Source organism: Ruegeria sp. CE9, assembly GCF_056537425.1.
Genome location: NZ_JBQFRO010000013.1, coordinates 48,120 through 67,165 on the forward strand (window position 1 = coordinate 48,120; position 19,046 = coordinate 67,165).

Consider the following 19,046-nt stretch of genomic DNA (forward strand, 5'->3'; position numbering starts at 1 on the left):
CAAGGGCCAGCAAGAAATGGATTGCGCGACTTACGACCACGGCGCACCTCCGATAACTTGGGTGGACGCCATGGACGCGCGCGGGGCGCGTTCAGTTGTTTCCTGGGTCAGGAATGGGGGTCCTCGGGTCTCGGGCCACAGCTGATCTGACTTGTACAATACGGAAGATTTGCTGTTCTGAACCTGTACAACACAGAAGAGTCCGATTTCTGCGACCTGTGCAAGCTCGGGCACAGGTGCCGCGCTGGTCACCGCACACAGCGCGCAATCCGCGCATTTCGGGCAATACGCGGTCGGGTCCTCGGTGTCCTCATCCAGATCAACCTCGACCCAAACCGCGCCACTTTCCGAGCAGATCTCCACCCAGACACTCTCACCGGGACTCGCCAGCACCGGTGCAAAGGTCTGCAACAAAAGAAGGAGCATGCCTGCCAACCCGGCCGCCGTGCGGATCGCACGGACAGGGAGATTGTGCAAAGGGACCAGGGCAGGCATGGAGACTCCGACTCGGGAAGCTATGCCTGATTTCTAGAGGATTCGGATTCGCGGATACTTGACTTAAGTTAGGTGCAGTGAATTTCTGATTTTATATTTGAAATCAATCACCTGCATCGTCCATCAACCCGCGCACCCAACGGCCCGCCAGCCATGAGGCTGGTATGCCCAATGGGATCGACCACAGGATTGCAGGCACCGGCTCAATGGCGTTAAACCCTGCACTGTGCAGAATCAGACCGAGCAGGAACAGATTGATCGCCACGGTCAGCATCGTGGCTGGATAGAGCAATATGGCCAGTTTCCAGACTGGCCATTTGCCCTCAGTGGCTGGTGCCTTCCGAGAAGGTGATTTTGTTCCAGACATTGTACTTTCCAGACGGTTTGCGCATCGGCAGGCGGCGGACCTCTTCCAGCGTTTGCGCGTCATAGACAATCACCGCGCCGTCATCCTCCCAGATCGACACCAGCGCATGACTTCCATCCTTGGTGAACTCGACATGGGCAACGGTTTTGCCGGGTGCGGGGCGCAGAGTTCTAATGATTTCAAGGCTTTGCTTGTCGATGACATGCATCGCGTCCTTGTTGGGACCGAAGAACACATCGGCCCAGACATAGGGCGAGTTCTCATGGCTGCGCATGAAGAACCCCGGACCTTCGGTCTTGATCCGCTTGACGGTTTCCCATGTCTCCATGTCAATCACCGACACAGTGCCATCAGTCAGATGCGGCGTGGCCATCACGGTCGTATCGCCATATTTCCAAGTAATCCCCGAGCCCAAATGCGGCATCCCGGGCAGGTCCAGTTCGGCCACTTTATGCCCGATCACCAGATCGATCACCTGCCCGCCTTTTCCGTCGCGCGAAGCACCCATGACGTACTCATAGCTCTGGTCAAAGAAGAAATCGTCCAGATAGTCGGGTGTGGTGATTTTACGTACCGGGAAGGGATCGGGGTTCTTGAACTGACCTTCGATGCGGAAATCATGTCCCAGTCCAAATTGCGGCGGGTTCGCCCCATAAAACACCTCCCAAATCTCGGGCACGTCTTTTAGGGCCAGCACAAAGCTTTCCCGCGGCGGGGCCTGATAGACCGCTGAAACGCGACTGGGAACACCTTTTTTGCTTTTGACTTCAATGACTTTCGCCACCGACAAATCATCGGTCGACAGCAGAGTCAGCGCGTTCGGCAAATAGTTCGCTACCGCCACCCATTTACCGTCACCCGACATGGCGATGTTGCGGCTGTTCAAACCCGCGCGCACGCGGCCCACCTGTTCCAATGCCCAGATGTCGTATTTCTGCACCCAGCCATCGCGAGACATGATGAAGACATAGCGACCATCCGGGCTGAACTTAGGCCCGCCATGGACTGCAAAGGGTGTCTCAAACCGGTCCAGAACCTCGAATGTGTCGCCGTCCAGCACGCTGACATGATGATCGCCCGTCTCAACCGCCAGCGTAATGTTCATCGGGTCACTATCCCAGACCGGCGCGTCCACCGGCACATAATCCTCGTCCAGAGTGCGGCTGGCCATGATATCGGCCTCGCCCCATTCAGGGTCGGTTTCCAGCGGCGACTTCAACCACCCTGCCAGCTCCTCGATCTGCAACGCATCCAATTCATGCGAAAACGCAGGCATCTGCGTGGCCGCGCGGCCCTCTGCTATTACGGCGGCCACGCGCGGTCCCCGCATCCGTTTCAACGTCTCGGGGATCAGAGCCGGACCAACGCCACCCAAGCGGTTTTCACCGTGGCACGAGGCACAGTGTTCGGCATAATCCGACAGCGCATCGGCCCAGGCGGCACTCAGGCTCAGGATCGAGCACAAGGCCCCGATCTTCATCTTTTCAAAAATACTCCCGCCGGAGGCTCCCGCCCGCGTCACGAGCGTTGCGATTGAAAGCTTTGCACTTACGGTGTCAAAAGAACTGATGCGCCGGATCATGACGTTTCCCCCGGAATGGCGTGACCTGCAGGCGCTCGCCCGCATCCTCGACGCCGATCTCTTGATTTGACAGATAGCAGGCCGGGTCCTCGGCCCATGGATCGCCAGTCACTTGCAAGGCCCGAATGCGGGTATTGCCGCCGCACACATCCTTCAACTGGCAAGCTCCGCAGCGCCCTTTCAGCGGGCGCGGACGGGTGCGCAGCATGGCGAGCATCGGATCATCTCCGGTCCAAAGCTCTGAAAAGGAACGGGTTTTCACATTTCCTATGGTGTAGTCGGACCAATAAGTGTCGGGGTGTACGCGGCCCAGATTGTCGATATTAGCCACGCCCAACCCGCTGGAGTTCCCGCCCCACGCCGCCAGATGGTCGCGTACATGTGCGGCTTTGGAGTCGTCGAAATGAGCCCGAACCCAGTTCAGGAAATACCCCGCATCGGCGTCGTTATTGCCGGTCACGATGTCAAGCGGACGACCACCCGAAGCAGCCTCCCACGCGCGTTCCAGCAACAAATCCAGTCCTTTAAGGGTGCGCAGATGCGCGGCGTCCTCGCACCGGTTCTTGTCGCCGCGTCCGGCATAGACCAGATGCGACAGGTAAAACTTGTCGACACCTTCATCGTCACACAGCTGCAGCAAATCGGGCAAATTGTGCTGGGTGCCTTCGGTCAGACAGAAACGCAGGCCCACTTTGATGCCGCGCTTCTTGCATTCCCGCACGCCACGCAGGGCGTCGGCAAAGGCGCCTTCGACCCCGCGGAACCAATCATTGGTAGCTCCGATCCCGTCCAGCGAAATGCCGACATAGTTGAACCCCACATTGGCGATCATGTCAGCGGTTTCGTCGTAAATCCGCGTGCCATTGGTCGACAGTGCCAGCATCGGCACCAGATCGCGGGCGCGTTTGGCGATGTCGAAAAAATCGAACCGGTCCAGCGGTTCCCCACCCGAGAGGATCAGAGCCGGGACGCGAAATTGGCCCAGATCCTCAAGGGTTACCATGGCTTGCTCGTGACTGAGCTCACCGGGGAACGCCACATCCGCCGAGACGGTATAGCAATGGCGGCATTTCAGATTACAGCGCCGCGTCAGGTTCCAGATCACCACCGGTTTCACCGGCCCGGGGCGGCGCTTGCGTACCGGGGTCGGGGTGACCAGTTGGTGCATGTATTCGGTCAGGCGGAACATATCTCAGCCTTTCTTTTTCAGGCGCAGCCCGGTCTTTTTTAGGATGCGCGTGGAATAAAGGATATCTTTGGCCCGGCAGGCATCGCCGAGGATGGCGGCAATCTCGGCGCGCTTCTCCTCGACCTCATTCCGGTTAGCGCCATGAACCATGGCGAACAGATTGTAAGGCCAGTCTGGCAAGGCGCGCGGGCGTTCATAACAATGGGTGACAAAGGGCAGGGCACCGATCTGCGATCCGAGTTCGGCAACGCGGCCATCTTCGACATCCCACACAGTCATGCCGTTTGAGGTCATGCCCAGTTTATAGTGGTTGGGGGCCGCAGCGATGCGCCGGATGACACCGCGCGATTTCATATCGGCCAGACGGGACATCAGAGTCTTTTCATCCAGGCCCAAGCCGTCGGCCACCTGGGCGAAGGGGGCGGGCACAAGGGGCAGGCCGCCTTGCAGCGCCTCGATAATCTCTCTGTCTTTTGCGTCGATCATGCCGCCACCCGGAAACCGATGAAGAATTCCTGTAGTTTGGGGAAACGGAGAACCCGTGTCCCCGTTTCCCGTTCGATTGCATCGGCCGTGGCCTCAATCCCCTCGGGCGTTTCGGTGGCCAGCACGAACCACATATTCAGCCGGTGCGTGCGTTCATAATTATGGGCAACCTCGGGGTGCGCATTGACTTTGGTCAGGACGGTTTCGAAATCCTCTGGGGGAACAGCCATCGCGCACAGGCAGAAGGCCCCGCCCATAGCGGCGGCGTCGAAGAATGGGCCGAAACGGGTGATGACGCGGTCCTCTTTCAAGCGCGCCAATCGGCTCAGAAGGTCGGATTCCTCGATCCCCAATTCCTCGGCAATCGCTGCGTAGGGGTGCGAGGTCAGCGGCAGGTCATCCTGCATCCGATTCAGGATCGCGCGGTCGGTGTCGTCGAGCGTCATGCGGCGGCCTCCTTCGGTTGGATCAATGCACCGGTCTGTTTGAAACAGCGGGTCGAGAACAGTACTTTGCGCTGCGCGCCAAATAGTTCGGGCAGGGCGGCGGCCCCGGCCAAAACCTCCATTGCCTCAGGGCGCGAACGCGCATGGATCATGGAATAGAGGCGATAGGGCCAGACATCCTCGACCGGGTTGCGCTCATAGCACAGTGTCACACCTGGATGCGCTGCCAGTGCCGGGCCAGCGCTGCTGACCTGCTCGACCGGCATGTCCCAGACCACCATTGCATTGGCGGACCAGCCCAAAGCGCGGTGGCGTACGATGACCCCCAGGCGAGAGATGATCCCGGCCCGGTGCAAGGCGGCTACGCGATCCATCACGTCGTCTGGGTCGCGGTTCAGGGTTCGGGCCAGCGCCGCATAAGGATCAGAGACCAGCGACAGGCCGGAACTGAGGGCCTGCAACAGGGGTCGGTCGCCTTCTCGCATGGCTGAACGATCCACTTTCCGCGGGCCAGGAGCATTGCGGGTCTCGCCCGACATACGAAAGCCCAGATCAATGTTGAACGGCCGCACCAGCCGCAAATCCAGAACCCGCAGCCCCGAGCGCTGCGAGATCCTTGCGAGGGTGTCGTTCACATGCGCCAGGTCCGGGCCGGTGGCCACGAACCAAAGGTTCCAGTCATCCTCGCGCTGGTAATTGTGGTTCACACCAGTTTCGGCATCGATCAGCGCCGCGACCTCTTCCAGCCGTTCTTCCGGAGCCGCCACAGCCGCCAGCGTACTGGCCGACACCGCGCCGGGTGCGATCGTCGCACCGACCCGCGTTATGCGGCCGGTTTTGCGCATCCGGGCCAGACGGTCGAGCACCTCTGCCTCTTCCAGCCCAAGGGCGTCAGCCAGAACCTGAAACGGGCGCTCTACGATGGGAAAATCACGCTGGAAATCGTCCAGAAGACGGCGGTCGATCGGGTCGGTGATATGCTGCATCGCTCAAAGCCCCGTTCTGTGCGCGCGCGCAGTGAAGAAAATGCCAGAGGGGCTGTCGGCCTCGATCTCGCGCAGCTTTTCAAAGGTCTGGGTGTCGTAAACCATGACTTTGTTGGCATCGCGGACGCTGATCCAGACCTCGTGCCCGCGCGGGGTGAATTCCATATGCAGCACTGCAGGGCCGGGTTTGAACTCATGGATGATTTCTTTGCTCACTGAATCAATGACCTGAATCGTATCGTTCAGCGGGTGGGCAAAGTTCACCCAGACCTGCCGCCCGTCGGGCCGGGCCATGGCAAAGACCGGCTGGCCATGGGTCTGCGTGCGTCCGGTTTCGGTCAAGGTGTGGGCGTCAATCCACAGAACCTCGTGATGGCCGACGGCAGGCAGGACGAACTCGCGCCCTGTCAGCGCCCATCCTTCCAGATGAGGCATCTTGTAGACCGGCATTTCCTCTTGCCCGCGCCCATAATTGGGCAGTACGCGGATGGGTTGTGGCGTCTCGGCCCACAGGTCCAGCGCGGTCAGGCCGTCTTCGCCGAACAGGCCAGTGATATAGGTGCGGCCATTTGCGGTGATCAGCGCGTCATAAGGATTCTTGCCCATGTCAGGGATTTTGGTGATCGCGGGGGAGCCTTTGGTGAAATCGGCAATCCAGGTCTCGCCCGTATCCCACATAGTAAACACAAAACGGCGACCCGGCGCATCGACCAGACCGATGGTTTTGCTGTCGGTGGGGATGTCCGCCACCATCTTCAGCGTATCCGCATCGAAGACACGCACGCCACCGGGTTCATAGTTCGACACGGCGACTAGCATGCCATCGTCCGAAATGGCCCCGCCGATTGCATTTCCCGCCTGTACCACGCGGTTCGCGATCTGACGGGTGACGATATCAACCTTGGTCAGTCCGCCGTCACGTCCGAAGACATAGGCGAAGCGTTGGTCAGGCGAATAGACCAGTGAGGCATGAGACAAATCACCCAGCCCTTCGATCCGGGCCAACGCGGCGCGGTCGGATTGATCGACCAACAGGACCGAGCCTTTGGCGCGCTCAATGACAAGGCCGAGGTCTCCGGTGGCGGTGGGTTCCGCCTGTGCAGTGGTCATCAGCAGGGTGGCGGCAAGGGTGAGGATGAGCTGTTTCATTGTGCCTCCTGTGCCAGCAGATAACGCGCGATCCATTCAGCCTCTTCTTCGCTGATCAAAGGCCGCCATGGGGGCATCGCGGTGTCGGGGATGCCATCGAGAATCACGCCGGTCAGAACGTCCGCGTCGTAGTGCTCCAGCGTCTCGGACCTCAGATCAGGTCCGAGACCGCCTTTCAACGACAGCCCATGGCAAGAGCCGCAGTCCTGATGGACAAGACGTTTCAGCGCGTTGGGGTCAAGAGTGTCGGCGGCGAAGGCGGATGTGGCCACAAGCACAGCCGTTGTCAGTACAGCGCGCACGGTCCAAGCTGGGCCTTTGGCAGCACCATCGGGCAGTGACCGACTGCCCCCAGATCGCCTGGAACCAAACTTAGCCATGCGCCTGCTCCAGAAGTTCAGCCACGGGCCGTTCTGCGTATAGCGATACGACCTTGCCGATGATGAACAGCGTCGGTGCTTTCAAATCAGCGTCGCGCACATCCGCTGCCAATCGATCCAGCCGGGACACCATGCGGTGTTCATCCGGTGTGGTGGCTTTGCCAACTGCCAGAACCGGGGTCGCGCCGGGCAGGTTCTCGGTCATCAGCCCCATGGCGATCTGGCCGATATTGGCGACGCCCATATAGACGACCAGTGTCGAATCCGGATCAGCCAGACGTTTCCAATCCAGATCCAGTACCTTGTCCGCCTGACGGTGCCCGGTGACATACTGCACCGAAGTCGCCAGCCCGCGATGGGTCAGCGGCACGCCGGTGGAACAGGATGCGCCTTGGGCTGCAGTGATGCCTGGCGCGTAGTCGACCGGGATGCCGTTTGCCATCAGATGCGCGGCCTCCTCTGAGCCGCGCCCGAAAATCATCGGGTCGCCACCCTTGAGCCGCGCAATGGTGTGTCCGGCGCGGGCTTCTTCAACGAGGATGTCGTTGATACGAGTTTGCGGCACGGTATGGCATTTCGGGGCCTTGCCAACGGGGATCAGCCGTGCGCCCTTGGCGTGCATGGCAAGGATATCAGCCGAGACCAGACGGTCATAGACCACCACGTCCGCCTCTTGCAGCATCCGAAGCGCGCGCAGGGTCATTAGTTCGGGGTCGCCAGGGCCTGCGCCAATCAGATAAACCTTACCGCTCATGTACAAACTCGCTTGGTCTGAATGTCTTCGGAGCCCGGAATTCCTGCGCGATCACGGGACGTTGCTGGGTGAGCCGGGCGTGTCATGCACCAAGACTGCGGCAATCGGAAAGGAACCTCCTTGACTAAAGTTAAGGAGCGCAGGATTTGGTCCCGCGCTCCTTTTGTCTTGCCTGTAAGGTTGCCTCGGCTCAGGGTTCGACGGTGATCATGCCGATCATGTTCTGTGTCTCCCAATGGGGTCCGCACAGAAAGTCTTGCGGGCCAGGGGTGAGGAAGGTCAGGTCAACCGTTTCTTCAGGAAACAGCCTGTCGCTTTCGGGTTCGCTGCCGTCTTTCAGCAGGACCGAGTGGCTCGTGCGTTTGTCCACGTTGACCCAGCGCACCGTGGTGCCCACTTTCACGGTCAGCTCGACCGGGCAGAAGGTGTATTTGTACATCAGCACCACTTCCGCATCCTCAACGGAGGATGAGGGATGACCAAACAGCTCGACATAACGCTCTTCTGCTTCCGCACACAGCTCGGCGGTTTCATCCGCCCAGGCGGGTGTGGCCAGAAGCAGCAGCGCGGGAAGAAGGTGTCGGGGTTTCATCGTCCAAGTCTCCTCTTCTAAGCGGAAAGGGCCGGATCGCTCGGCCCCTGTCCTTTATTGTTTGACCACGTTGATGAAGGCGCTGTCGTCGTCCAGCGCCAGGCTGGTATCCAGCGTTACGTGGTGGAAACGTGCTGCGGCAAAGTCATCGTGGATGGCAAAGCCGACCGTGTAGGTCTGACCGGTCTCCAGTGGGACATCGCCGGGCGCGCCAGAGTTCAGCGGGCGAGAGAAGACCACGGTCCACATGCCTGCATCAAGGCTGGACGAGGCGGCGATTTCGCCGTCATTGACCACGCGCTGTTCCAGCAGATAGCCGTTGGTGGCGCTGCCATCTGCATAGACACGCATCAGGTCCAGATAGGTGCCATCGGCCAGATACTGCTCGATCTGATCAGCGGCTTGCAGCTTGTCCCAACCACCCAGCGCTTTGCCACGACGGCCTTTGATTTCGACCTCAGTACGGCTTTCGCTGATGTATTTGGTCACTGTGTCCTGCGCGGCCAGACGACCTGAGATATCTCCATTCGCGGCAATCGCCTCAGCACCCGGGTCAAACGGCATATAGCTGTTGTCTGCGTGGCATGAGGCCCAGCAGCCGACCTGATCGCCCAGCTCAATCCCGGTGCCAGTGATCATCATGGCCACCTTGATCTGGTTGTCCGGGTCCATCTTGCCACTATCCACAAACGGGGCTGGGTTGTGACCCGCATCCGGCCATTGCAGACGGATGTAGAGGTTCTGATCATCATGAGCCGCTTGTACGGTCGCATCGATTACGCCGCGCTTGCCGGGGATCGGAGAGGGTTCCAGATCGCCACCGGCCACGATCTTGTTGCCGATCGCATCCAGCTCGGCTGCGTGGCAGGTCGTGCACTTGTCGCCGCCCTTGGTCAGCGGGCGCGCGCCGCCGTGGGATCTACCGTTCTGAACCCACTCAAACGAGGCCTGACCGGGATAGAATAGTTTCATATCCGCGCTTGGGACTGCCGCCCAATCGATATTCGTACCGACATCGCTGCCGCCACCTGCGGGGGCTGTAGTTTCCTGGCCAGAAGCGTTGGCGCGTTCTTCCGCGACAGCGGCATCAACCGCTGCCGCGATCTGAGCTTGCACAGCTTCTTGTTGCGCCACACGCGCGGCTTTCTCGGCTTCGGCTTCGGCTGCTTCCTTGGCTTCGATGCGTTCGAGGCTTGCCAGGTATTCGGCCGGAATCTCGCGAATGAACGCAGGGTTCGGGGCCTCCAGTTCTTCCAGATACTCTGCATCGGCCCGATCACGGGCGTCCGAGTGTGCAATCCCCTTGTGGCAATCGATACAAGTCTGACCGACGGTCATCGCATTCAGGTGCTGCTGACGCGCACGGGGTTTCTGGAACTCGGGCATCATCGACTCGAAATCGTGGCAGTTACGGCATTCGCGCGAGTCGGTGGATTTCATTCGCTCCCACTCGTTCATGGCCAGATGCACGCGCTTTGCCTCGAATTTCTCGCGGGTATTGATGGTGCCGACCACCTTGCCATACAGCTCTTTCGAGGCTTTGATCTTGCGGATGATCTTATGCGTCCAGTCCTTGGGCACGTGGCAGTCAGAACAGACCGCACCCACACCCGAACGATTCACGTCGTGGATTGTGCCGGTGTATTCCTCGTAAACGAAATCTCGCATTTCGTGGCACGAGACGCAGAATTCCTTGGTGTTGGTCGCTTCCATGGCGGTGTTGAACCCGCCCCAGAAGATGATGCCGGCAGCAAAGGCTGCAGCAATACCGGCCACGGGCATTCCCCACAGGAAATACCGGCGCCAGATCGGTTTTTTCTTTTCCGGTTCCGAGGTCATATCCGGGCTCCGTTTTGGCTGTCTTATCTGGCCTGATGTGGCCGGTGAGTTTGGCGGATGGGTCAAACGAAGAAAGGGCGGGCGAGGGGCCCGCCCTTTCCGGTTCTGGGTGCTAACCCCGTCAGGTGACGTGGTTCGACCGGTTGTAGACGTTGAACTTACCGGTCGGGGCAAACAGGCCCTTCACGCGGCCGATCTCTTCCAGCGTCTTGGCGTCGAAGATCACGATCTCACCGTTTGGCTCCTTCGAGGTCGAGCGGTTCCACTTGGAAACCCAAACTTCGGAGCCGTCCTGGTTGAACTCGAAGTGAACGGCGACATTGCCTTCCTCTTCAGTGATCTGGATCGTTTTCACGATCTCACCGGTGGCCTTGTCGATGACCTGCACCGATTGCTGGATCTCAGGCTCAGGGTGCTTGGTCTGGTCAGCCCAGATGTAATCCGATTCCGGGTGTGTCCGGATAAACAGACCGGGTCCGTCAGTTTCAACCTCGTAGCAGACCTTCCAGGCGTCGTCCGGGCGACTTTCGGGGTCGTTGCCCCAGACGGTAACCGTGCCTTCGCCCAGGTGGGTTGTGCCGGCAACAGGACCACAATTCGGGTCATCCCAGTTGGCGCCCGGGCCAGGGTGCGGCAGCGGCGCTGTGTCGATCAGAGCTTCCAGCTTGTGGGTTTCAGTATCGACCACGACCATCTTGTTCGACGCGTTTGCAGCGATCTGGAAGTACCGGCCCGACGGATCAAAGAACCCGTCATGCAGGAACTTGGCGCTGTCGATCTTGTCGATCCGCAGGTTGTCCAGATCGGAGTAATCCACCTGCCAAAGTTGACCGAGTTCCTTGACGGCCACGATCCATGTGGGCTCGTTAGGGGTGGTGTAGATGGCCGCCACGCGCGCCTCTTCCACATAATCCCCGTCCACGTTGTAGCCGCGGGTCGAGACGACCTTTTTCGGCTCCATGGTTTCGGCATCAACGATGGCGAAATGCGGCGGCCAATAGGCCCCACCGATCACGTATTTGCCATCACCAGAAACGGCCACGTCGCGGGCGTCATAACCAATGGTGACCTCAGCCACGAGCATGTTCTCGGGGTTCTGCCACAGGTCGATCTTGGTCATCTTGCCGTCGCGGCCCATGGTGTACCAGAAGCGACCCGGGTTTTCCGGCTCTTCCAGTTTGTGGTGCTCGGACGCTTTCAGAACGTGTACCGCATATCCGGTCGGAATGTGCGCAAGCACTTCTTTGGTGTCGCCGTCGATCACGGCCACCTTGCCCACGTCACGTTCGATGACCACAAAGAAGTTTTCCCAGTTACGGCCATGCAGCGGCTCGGTTGGGTAGTCTTCGGGTTCGACATAAACCTTGCGGGTCGCCATCATCTGCTCAAGCGACATCTCGGGCGGTTTGGGTGGCTCCATCTGGATGTAGGTCGCCATATCGCGGATTTCGTCCTCGGACATCACATCCGAGAAGTTGTTCATCCCGCCTTCCGTGCCCCAGGCGATGATCTTCTCAAGCCGTTCCTGCCCCAGTTTCAGAGTGCCGGATTCGGTGACGGTGCCGTCGGCGTTCTTTGTTTCGACCAAAGGTTCAAGGCTTTTGCCGGTCGCGCCCTTGCGCAATACGCCGTGACAACCGGCGCAGCGTTCAAAGTAAAGCTGTTTTGATGATTCAAAGGCTTCCTTGCTCAGGGTTGGCTCTTCGGCAAAGACTGGTGCAGCGACGCTGCCCAGCAGCATCGCCAAACCGACGCGCAAGGCGCGGCCAGTTTTGTTGTAGCTGATTCCAAGTGACATGATCACTCTCCATTTGCTGGTGAGGCAGGTTCAAGGGTGAGACATCGCGCGTGGATACTCCTTGACGAAAGTCAACGCTGCGGGTGCAAATCTGTTGGCGGATTGGAAAAAAGAGCCAAAAAAACCTCAGGAAAATTTGGGTTATGGATGCATGTTTTTGCGGTTTTGATTTTGGTTAAGTTACGCGTGCGGGCTGAATGCTAGGGCTGGGAAAACCGTCAAGGAGAGCAGCTATGCCCGCAATGATCACCCGCGTTCTTGGCGAAGGGTTTCGTGTTTTCTTTCTGTCTGCGGGCCTCTACGGCATGTTTGTCGGGCTGGTCTGGGGCTTGTGGCTGACAGTGCCCTACCTGGCACCGGAATACGGCATGACCCCGCCGATGTGGCACGCGCATGAGATGATCTTTGGCTATGCCACGGCTGCGCTGGGTGGTTTCTTCCTGACCGCCGTTCCCAACTGGACCGGTGCGCCCGAGGCCCGTGCGAAGTTCATCGCCATCGTTGCCGGGCTTTGGCTGGCTGGTCGGCTGGCGATGTGGTTTTCAGGCGCTCTTCCTCCGGCGATAGTCGCCGTACTCGATCTGGCTTTTGTCCCGGTTCTGGCGGCCAAGATGCTGACGCAGCTGATCAAACGCCCGAAGCCGCAGAACATGGTCTTTTTGGCTTTACTGAGTCTCATCTGGATTGCCAATCTGATCACTCATCTGGGCTGGATGGGGGTCAGCAATGACACTAGTCAAACCGGGCTGAGGGCAGGGCTTCTGACTCTGTGCGCGATGATCGCCATATTGGGCGGACGTATTACACCGGCCTTTACCCGAAACGCCATGAAACGCGCCGAGGTGCCCGAGGCGCTTTGGCCGGTCTCATCCCCGATTTTCGACAAGGCCGGTATGGTCTTGGCTTTGCTTTTGCCACTCAGTGCCTTGACCTTGGGTGCCGGATCGGTGGCGGGTAGGTTGGCTCTGGTATTGGGCGTGGTGCAGATCTTGCGCATGGCGCGCTGGCGCGCGATCTGGGCGGCTCGGCAACCGATTTTGCTGGCACTGCATCTGGGCCTTGCCATGTTGGCGCTGGGCCTGATCCTTTGGGGACTGGCGGTGCTGGGAATTGGGAACGAAGTTGCTGCCCTGCACATTCTGGGTATCGGCTGCGTTGGCGGCATGACGCTTGCAGTCATGAGCCGCGCGGCGCTTGGACATAGCGGTCGCGCATTGGTCGCGCCCTTGCCGATGGTTGTGGCCTATGGGTTTATGGCTGCGGCTGCGTTGTCTCGCTGGATCGGGGCTGAGCTGAACGCCGGATACCTGGTTGCCATGCTGTTGTCGGACGGCCTATGGGTCGCGGCCTTCGCTCTGTACCTGATTTCGATGTGGCCCGCGTTGACAGGCCCGAAGACTGCGAAATCGGGCTGATCTGACTTCATTTCCATAGTCTTGACTTTCGTTAAGGAGCTAACGCGCCCCAACCGCCATGCTGAGCACACTAGCTAATCTGCGCAAAGGAGAGCGCAATGCGAGAAGTCATGACAAAGAGCATGGCTCGCAACATATTCTATGGCGGGTCACTGTTCTTCATCCTCATCTTTCTGGCCCTGTCGGCCCATTCGCACTTGTATATCGTCAACTCCGAGAATTCGGCAAAGCTTGATGAAAGTGTGGTCCGGGGCAAGCATGTCTGGGAAAAACACGCCTGCATCAACTGTCATACTATCATGGGTGAAGGTGCCTACTATGCGCCGGAAGTCGCGAATGTGATGACCCGTTGGGGTGTGTTGGACGACCCGGAATCAGCCTTTGAAGCCCTCAAAGGCTGGATGGAAGCACAACCGACCGGCATTCCCGGTCGTCGACAGATGCCCAATTTCAACCTCAGCGACGAAGAGATCCGTGATCTGGCGAACTTCCTGATCTGGACCGACAATATCGACGCTCAGGGCTGGCCGCCCAACGAGGCAGGCTGAGAAAGGGAACGGAGCAATGAAATACGAATCCCAAAAAATAGCCTATGCCTACTTTGCTGTAGCTATGGCGTTGTTCGCGATACAGGTGATCGGCGGCCTTCTGGCCGGTTTCATCTATGTATTCCCGAACTTCCTGAGTGAACTTCTGCCGTTCAACATCGTGCGGATGCTGCACACCAACTCTCTGATCGTCTGGCTGATCCTTGGCTTCTTTGGAGCGGCCTACTTCCTGATCCCGGAAGAGGCGGAACGTGAAATCCATTCACCCAAGCTGGCTTATCTGCAGCTGATCATTCTTGTGGTCGGCACGCTGGGCGTGGTCGTGACCTATGTCTTCAATCTGTTTGAAGGCAACTGGCTGCTGGGAAAAGAGGGGCGCGAGTTCCTTGAGCAACCCAAATGGGTCAAGATGGGTATTGTCGTGGCCGCGTTGATCTTCCTTTACAATGTGTCGATGACCGTTCTGAAGGGCAAGAAGACTGCCATTACCAACATCCTGTTGTTGGGCCTGTGGGGTCTGGCGCTGCTGTTCCTGTTTGCCTTCTACAACCCGGGCAACCTTTCGCTCGACAAACAGTACTGGTGGTATGTCGTCCACCTGTGGGTTGAAGGTGTGTGGGAGCTGATCATGGCCTCGATCCTGGCCTACCTGATGCTCAAGCTGACCGGCGTTGACCGTGAGATCGTTGAGAAATGGCTATATGTCATCGTTGCCGCTGCCCTGTTCTCGGGCATCCTCGGTACAGGTCACCACTATTACTGGATCGGTACCCCCGGGTATTGGCAGTGGATCGGGTCGATCTTCTCGAGCCTCGAGGTGATCCCGTTCTTCGCAATGATGGCCTTTGCGTTCGTCATGGTCTGGAAGGGCCGCCGTGACCACCCCAACAAGGCCGCGCTGTTGTGGTCGCTGGGTTGTGCCACATTGGCCTTCTTCGGTGCCGGTGTCTGGGGCTTCCTGCACACACTGCATGGGGTGAACTACTATACCCACGGCACGCAGATCACCGCAGCGCACGGTCACCTGGCCTTCTATGGTGCCTATGTCTGCCTCAACCTGGCGATCTTCAGCTATGCGATGCCGATCCTCAAGAACCGTGATCCCTATAATCAGGTTCTGAACATGGGCTCGTTCTGGCTGATGACCAGCGGCATGGTGTTCATGACCTTCGTCCTGACCTTCGGCGGAACCGTACAGACGCACATGCAACGTGTGGTCGGCGATTACTTCATGGACGTCCAGGACCAGATCGCCGTCTTCTACTGGATGCGTCTTGGCTCAGGTGTGGTCGTGGTCCTTGGCGCGCTGCTGTTCATCTACTCGATCTGGGTTCCCCGGAAAGAGGTCATTGAACCTGGCGCAGCTGAAGCCCCTGCGGAGTGATGGATATGGACGGCTCCATGAAACTGAATGAGGGGGCGGCAAACGCCCCCTTCTACCTCGCCCAAGGTGATGAATGTGATGTGTTCACCGCCGCCTACAACAACGACCTGCCGGTTCTGCTGAAAGGCCCGACAGGCTGCGGCAAGACTCGCTTTGTGGCCCACATGGCCGCAAAACTTGGCCGCCCGCTTTATACCGTGGCCTGCCACGATGACCTTGCCGCTTCCGATCTGATCGGCCGCTACCTGTTGAAGGGTGGAGAAACCGTCTGGGTTGATGGCCCCCTGACCCGCGCGGTGCGCGAAGGCGCGATCTGCTATCTGGATGAGGTGGTCGAGGCCCGCAAGGACGTCACCGTTGTGCTGCACCCGCTGACCGACGACCGGCGCATCCTGCCGATCGATCGCACCGGCGAAGAGCTTGAGGCCGCGCCCGGCTTTATGCTGGTGGCCTCATATAACCCTGGATATCAGAATATCCTGAAAACCCTGAAACCCTCGACCCGGCAGCGGTTTATCTCGCTGGAGTTCGACTTCCCATCGCCCGAGATGGAAGCCGAAGTCGTCGCGCAGGAAAGCGGGCTGGCGCTGGAACGCTGCAAGCCCCTGATCCGGTTGGCGAACAAGCTGCGTGGGCTCAAGGGTCAGGACCTTGAGGAAGGCGTTTCCACCCGTCTGGTTGTCTATGCCGCGACGTTGATCGCACAGGGCATGTCCACCGACCGCGCCATCCTTGCCGCTATGATTGAACCTCTGACTGATGACGAGGACATCAAACGCGGGCTCCTCGATCTTGTCACGGCTGTCTTTGGGTGAGGCCGGCCGATGGTCAGGATCGATTTTGAGCCATGGGAACCCGAAGAAACGATCGGGAAACTGTGGCACACCCTTGCCAGCCGCCTTGATGCACCTGAGGTGCATGATGGAGCCGCGGTCGACCTCTCTGAGGTCGCAGGGCGGCTGGCCGTCCTCTTCCGAGGGCTTGGGGGTAGCCCGGGCGTTGAATTGCGCCCGGTCTCACCCGAGATTTCACGTCACCGTCTAAGCTGGCGCCGCAAGCTGGCATCCGAGGCCGAGTTGATGCCGCGCGCCTCTTTCGATGGCGAAGTTCTGCGCCTGCCGGACCGGCTGGCCGTTTTCCCCGCGCGCGAAGCCAATGGTGCGCTTTTTGTCTGGCTGGCCTCTGCTGCCGCCCATGCCGGAACCCGGATTGATGAAGATGACCCTCTGCGCGCTGACCTGCGCGCGTTGATCGCCGCGCAGAGCATGGTCGAGGCTACTTTGGACGACGCCCCTGGCCTGCGCCCACTCTACACCGAGCTTTGCAAGGGTGTGCTGCATCACCGCGACATCCCCGGCCTGCCTCCTGTGGAGGCAGCGGTCGAGGAATTGGTCCGTTACATGTTGGGCGATCCCGCACCCCTGTCAGAGCGGGCCGAGCAGCTTCTAACCTTGGATGATGATCTGACCGCCTCACGTGGATATCAGCATTTCCGCCCTGTTCCGCTGTGGCCCGAACTGCGCGCCGTCGGATTTTCCGAACATAACGAGGTCGAAAACCCCGAAACCGAAGGTGAGCCCGAGGAATCCGGAGAGAAAACCCACCGCGCCCGCCGCCGTAAATCGGATCAGGCCAACCGCAGTGACAGTTTCATCCTGCACAAGTTCGAGGCGATCCTCAGCTGGGCCGAGTTCCTGAACATCAATCGGCGCATCGACGATGACGATCCCGATAACGCCAAGAAAGCCGCCGACGATCAGGAAGAGATCGGTTTGGGGCAGATCTCCAAAGCCCCGCCTACCAAGCTGAAACTGCATCTGGACCTCGCGCCCGAGGACGTGAATCGCGAGCGTCTTTCAGGCCGCATCCTCTATCCTGAATGGGACGTGCGCACGGGGCAGTACCTGCCGGATCACGTCAACGTCTTACTGTCGGATGCCGATATCCGCGAAGACTCGGCTGAATTCGGCAAAGACCCGGCCACCGCCCGCCGCATCCGTGCCGTAAAACGCCAGTTCGAGGCGCTGCGCCCGGGCCGCGTCATGACCCGCGGCCATCTGGACGGCGATCAACTGGATATCGAGGCCGCCGTGCGGGCCGAAACCGACCGCCACGCCAGCGGTGAAGGCAATGAACGCGTCTGGATGCAATCCCGTCCCGAAGCCCGCGATCTGGCCGTTTCGATTCTACTGGATGTCAGCCGCTCCACCGAAAGCGCCGTGACAGGCCGTGCCGTGATCGACATCGAACGCGAGGCACTGGCCGCGCTGGCCTGGGGTCTGAACGCCTGCGGTGACGATTTTGCCATTCACGCTTTCAGCTCGCTGAAACGCCAACGCGTCTACGTGCAACGCTGCAAACGGTTCGATGAGCCGATGGGCGGATTGGTAGAACAGCGCATCGCGTCCCTGCGTCCGGGCCACTATACAAGGCTGGGTGCGGCGATCCGCCATTGCTCGGCTGATCTGGCCAGTCAATCGCGCAAACGCCGGTTGCTGCTGGTGATCACCGATGGCAAACCCAACGATCTGGACCACTACGAAGGCCGCCACGGTATCGAAGACACACGCCAAGCCATCCGCGAGGCGCGCCGCGCCGGACAATCGGTCTTTGGCGTTACCATCGACAAAACCGGTAAAAGCTGGTTCCCGCGCATGTTCGGCCAAGGCGGATTCGCCGTCATCCCCGATCCGCACCGCCTGACCATGGCCCTGCCGCAGATCTACCGCCAACTGGTCGGCGCATGAGTGATGCCTCTTTGATCGACGAGCTTCCGGGCGAGTTGTTGATGTGGGTTCTGATCATCTCGGAACTGCTGGTATTCGGCGCTGGCCTGATTGCCTTCATGGGCGTTCGGCTGACCGATCCGGCCGGGTTCGCCGAAGCACAATCGCATCTCTATCGTACCGGAGCGGCGCTCAATACGGCGGTGCTGGTGACCTCAGGCTATCTGGCGGCGCAAGCGCTGCATTGGCGGCAGATCGCGCGTCGGCTCGCTGTCCGTCTGGCACTGATCGCCGCCGCTGCGCTGGGCGTCGTGTTTCTGATCATCAAGGGCGTGGAATACGCAGGCAAAGCTGCACAAGGGATCACCTACGAGACGCACCCGTTTTTCCTGTTCTACTACCTGCTGACCGGCTTTCACGCCGCTCATGTGCTGGCTGGCGTCGGCATCCTGCTGCTGGTCGCTTGGCGCGATGACCCCCGCAACATCGAGGCAGGTGCGCAGTTCTGGCACATGGTCGATCTGGTCTGGATCCTGCTTTTCCCCGTGATTTACCTGCTGGGATAATACGGATGCCCGCAGCTTCATCTTTTCCTAAATACGCCCGCCGGAGACTCCCGAATGCGCTCACACGCGCATGGCTAACCCTTCTGATGCTCAGCGTCGCATCTGCACTGCTGACTATGCTGCCCATCCCGCCTGCCGCCCTGGCCGGCGGTATTCTGATCCTCGCACTGGCGAAATGCCGCGTCATCCTGGCTCGTTATCTTGATCTCGCAAACAGCCCGGCCTGGCTGCGGGGGTTCACCATGGTGACTACAGGATTTGCCATCATCATCTTCGTCCTCTACCTGATCTGACCAAAAAAACGCCGCCTCCGAGGAGACGGCGAAGTGTCACGCAAGGGGCGC

General features: G+C 59.5%; 20 protein-coding genes. 7 read left to right on the forward strand and 13 right to left on the reverse strand.

Annotation, left to right across the window (positions count from 1 at the left end):
- Positions 1-30 precede the first annotated feature (30 nt).
- The 13 genes from ACR0B3_RS20130 to ACR0B3_RS20190 form a co-directional block, all read right to left on the reverse strand.
- Positions 31-495 carry a DUF2946 family protein gene (locus tag ACR0B3_RS20130; RefSeq protein WP_480810596.1) on the reverse strand — a complete coding sequence of 155 codons (465 nt, stop codon included), beginning with the start codon at positions 493-495 and terminating at the stop codon, positions 31-33.
- Between the two features lie 103 nt (positions 496-598).
- Entirely contained in the window at positions 599-862 is a 264-nt protein-coding gene (locus ACR0B3_RS20135; protein WP_480810597.1) for a hypothetical protein, read from the reverse strand.
- Complete coding sequence (locus ACR0B3_RS20140; RefSeq protein WP_480810598.1) at positions 819-2,444, reverse strand: cytochrome D1 domain-containing protein; 1,626 nt, start codon at positions 2,442-2,444, stop codon at positions 819-821. The genes ACR0B3_RS20135 and ACR0B3_RS20140 overlap by 44 nt, the downstream gene beginning before the upstream one ends.
- A complete protein-coding gene (nirJ, locus tag ACR0B3_RS20145; RefSeq protein WP_480810599.1) occupies positions 2,419-3,633 on the reverse strand; it encodes a heme d1 biosynthesis radical SAM protein NirJ in 1,215 nt (404 codons plus the stop codon). Before nirJ ends, ACR0B3_RS20140 begins: the two co-directional genes overlap by 26 nt.
- A 3-nt stretch (positions 3,634-3,636) precedes the next feature.
- Complete coding sequence (gene ahbB / locus ACR0B3_RS20150) at positions 3,637-4,119, reverse strand: siroheme decarboxylase subunit beta (protein WP_480810600.1); 483 nt, start codon at positions 4,117-4,119, stop codon at positions 3,637-3,639.
- Positions 4,116-4,565 (reverse strand): Lrp/AsnC family transcriptional regulator, encoded by a 450-nt coding sequence (locus ACR0B3_RS20155; RefSeq protein ID WP_480810601.1) that lies wholly within the window; start codon positions 4,563-4,565, stop codon positions 4,116-4,118. Before ACR0B3_RS20155 ends, ahbB (ACR0B3_RS20150) begins: the two co-directional genes overlap by 4 nt.
- Positions 4,562-5,551 carry a siroheme decarboxylase subunit beta gene (gene ahbB, locus ACR0B3_RS20160; RefSeq protein WP_480810602.1) on the reverse strand — a complete coding sequence of 330 codons (990 nt, stop codon included), beginning with the start codon at positions 5,549-5,551 and terminating at the stop codon, positions 4,562-4,564. Before ahbB (ACR0B3_RS20160) ends, ACR0B3_RS20155 begins: the two co-directional genes overlap by 4 nt.
- A 3-nt stretch (positions 5,552-5,554) precedes the next feature.
- The gene (locus tag ACR0B3_RS20165) at positions 5,555-6,700 is read right to left on the reverse strand and encodes a cytochrome D1 domain-containing protein (RefSeq protein WP_480810603.1); all 1,146 of its coding nucleotides are present in this window, start codon (positions 6,698-6,700) and stop codon (positions 5,555-5,557) included.
- Positions 6,697-7,080 (reverse strand): c-type cytochrome, encoded by a 384-nt coding sequence (locus tag ACR0B3_RS20170; protein WP_480810604.1) that lies wholly within the window; start codon positions 7,078-7,080, stop codon positions 6,697-6,699. Before ACR0B3_RS20170 ends, ACR0B3_RS20165 begins: the two co-directional genes overlap by 4 nt.
- Complete coding sequence (cobA, locus tag ACR0B3_RS20175; protein ID WP_480810605.1) at positions 7,073-7,834, reverse strand: uroporphyrinogen-III C-methyltransferase; 762 nt, start codon at positions 7,832-7,834, stop codon at positions 7,073-7,075. The genes ACR0B3_RS20170 and cobA overlap by 8 nt, the downstream gene beginning before the upstream one ends.
- Before the next feature lie 190 nt (positions 7,835-8,024).
- Positions 8,025-8,426, reverse strand: a complete 402-nt coding sequence (locus tag ACR0B3_RS20180) for a cupredoxin domain-containing protein (RefSeq protein ID WP_480810606.1) — start codon at positions 8,424-8,426, stop codon at positions 8,025-8,027.
- 54 nt (positions 8,427-8,480) lie between these two features.
- Positions 8,481-10,265 carry a NapC/NirT family cytochrome c gene (locus ACR0B3_RS20185; protein WP_480810607.1) on the reverse strand — a complete coding sequence of 595 codons (1,785 nt, stop codon included), beginning with the start codon at positions 10,263-10,265 and terminating at the stop codon, positions 8,481-8,483.
- A gap of 121 nt (positions 10,266-10,386) precedes the next feature.
- Positions 10,387-12,063, reverse strand: coding sequence for a cytochrome D1 domain-containing protein (locus tag ACR0B3_RS20190; RefSeq protein ID WP_480810608.1), 1,677 nt, complete (start codon positions 12,061-12,063; stop codon positions 10,387-10,389).
- A 233-nt stretch (positions 12,064-12,296) separates the two neighbouring features.
- Between ACR0B3_RS20190 and ACR0B3_RS20195 the strand changes: the two genes are divergently transcribed.
- From ACR0B3_RS20195 to ACR0B3_RS20225, 7 genes are all read left to right on the forward strand, one after another.
- Positions 12,297-13,478, forward strand: a complete 1,182-nt coding sequence (locus tag ACR0B3_RS20195; RefSeq protein ID WP_480810609.1) for an NnrS family protein — start codon at positions 12,297-12,299, stop codon at positions 13,476-13,478.
- Between the two features lie 98 nt (positions 13,479-13,576).
- The gene (locus tag ACR0B3_RS20200) at positions 13,577-14,026 is read left to right on the forward strand and encodes a c-type cytochrome (protein ID WP_010443109.1); all 450 of its coding nucleotides are present in this window, start codon (positions 13,577-13,579) and stop codon (positions 14,024-14,026) included.
- A gap of 16 nt (positions 14,027-14,042) precedes the next feature.
- Positions 14,043-15,410 (forward strand): cbb3-type cytochrome c oxidase subunit I, encoded by a 1,368-nt coding sequence (locus ACR0B3_RS20205; protein WP_480810610.1) that lies wholly within the window; start codon positions 14,043-14,045, stop codon positions 15,408-15,410.
- A 5-nt stretch (positions 15,411-15,415) separates the two neighbouring features.
- Positions 15,416-16,225, forward strand: coding sequence for an AAA family ATPase (locus ACR0B3_RS20210; protein ID WP_480810611.1), 810 nt, complete (start codon positions 15,416-15,418; stop codon positions 16,223-16,225).
- Between the two features lie 9 nt (positions 16,226-16,234).
- Positions 16,235-18,157, forward strand: coding sequence for a nitric oxide reductase activation protein NorD (locus tag ACR0B3_RS20215; RefSeq protein ID WP_480810612.1), 1,923 nt, complete (start codon positions 16,235-16,237; stop codon positions 18,155-18,157).
- Complete coding sequence (locus ACR0B3_RS20220) at positions 18,154-18,702, forward strand: cytochrome c oxidase subunit 3 (protein WP_480810613.1); 549 nt, start codon at positions 18,154-18,156, stop codon at positions 18,700-18,702. Before ACR0B3_RS20215 ends, ACR0B3_RS20220 begins: the two co-directional genes overlap by 4 nt.
- Positions 18,703-18,707: 5 nt before the next feature.
- Positions 18,708-18,995, forward strand: a complete 288-nt coding sequence (locus ACR0B3_RS20225) for a cytochrome C oxidase subunit IV family protein (RefSeq protein ID WP_480810614.1) — start codon at positions 18,708-18,710, stop codon at positions 18,993-18,995.
- Positions 18,996-19,046 lie beyond the last annotated feature (51 nt).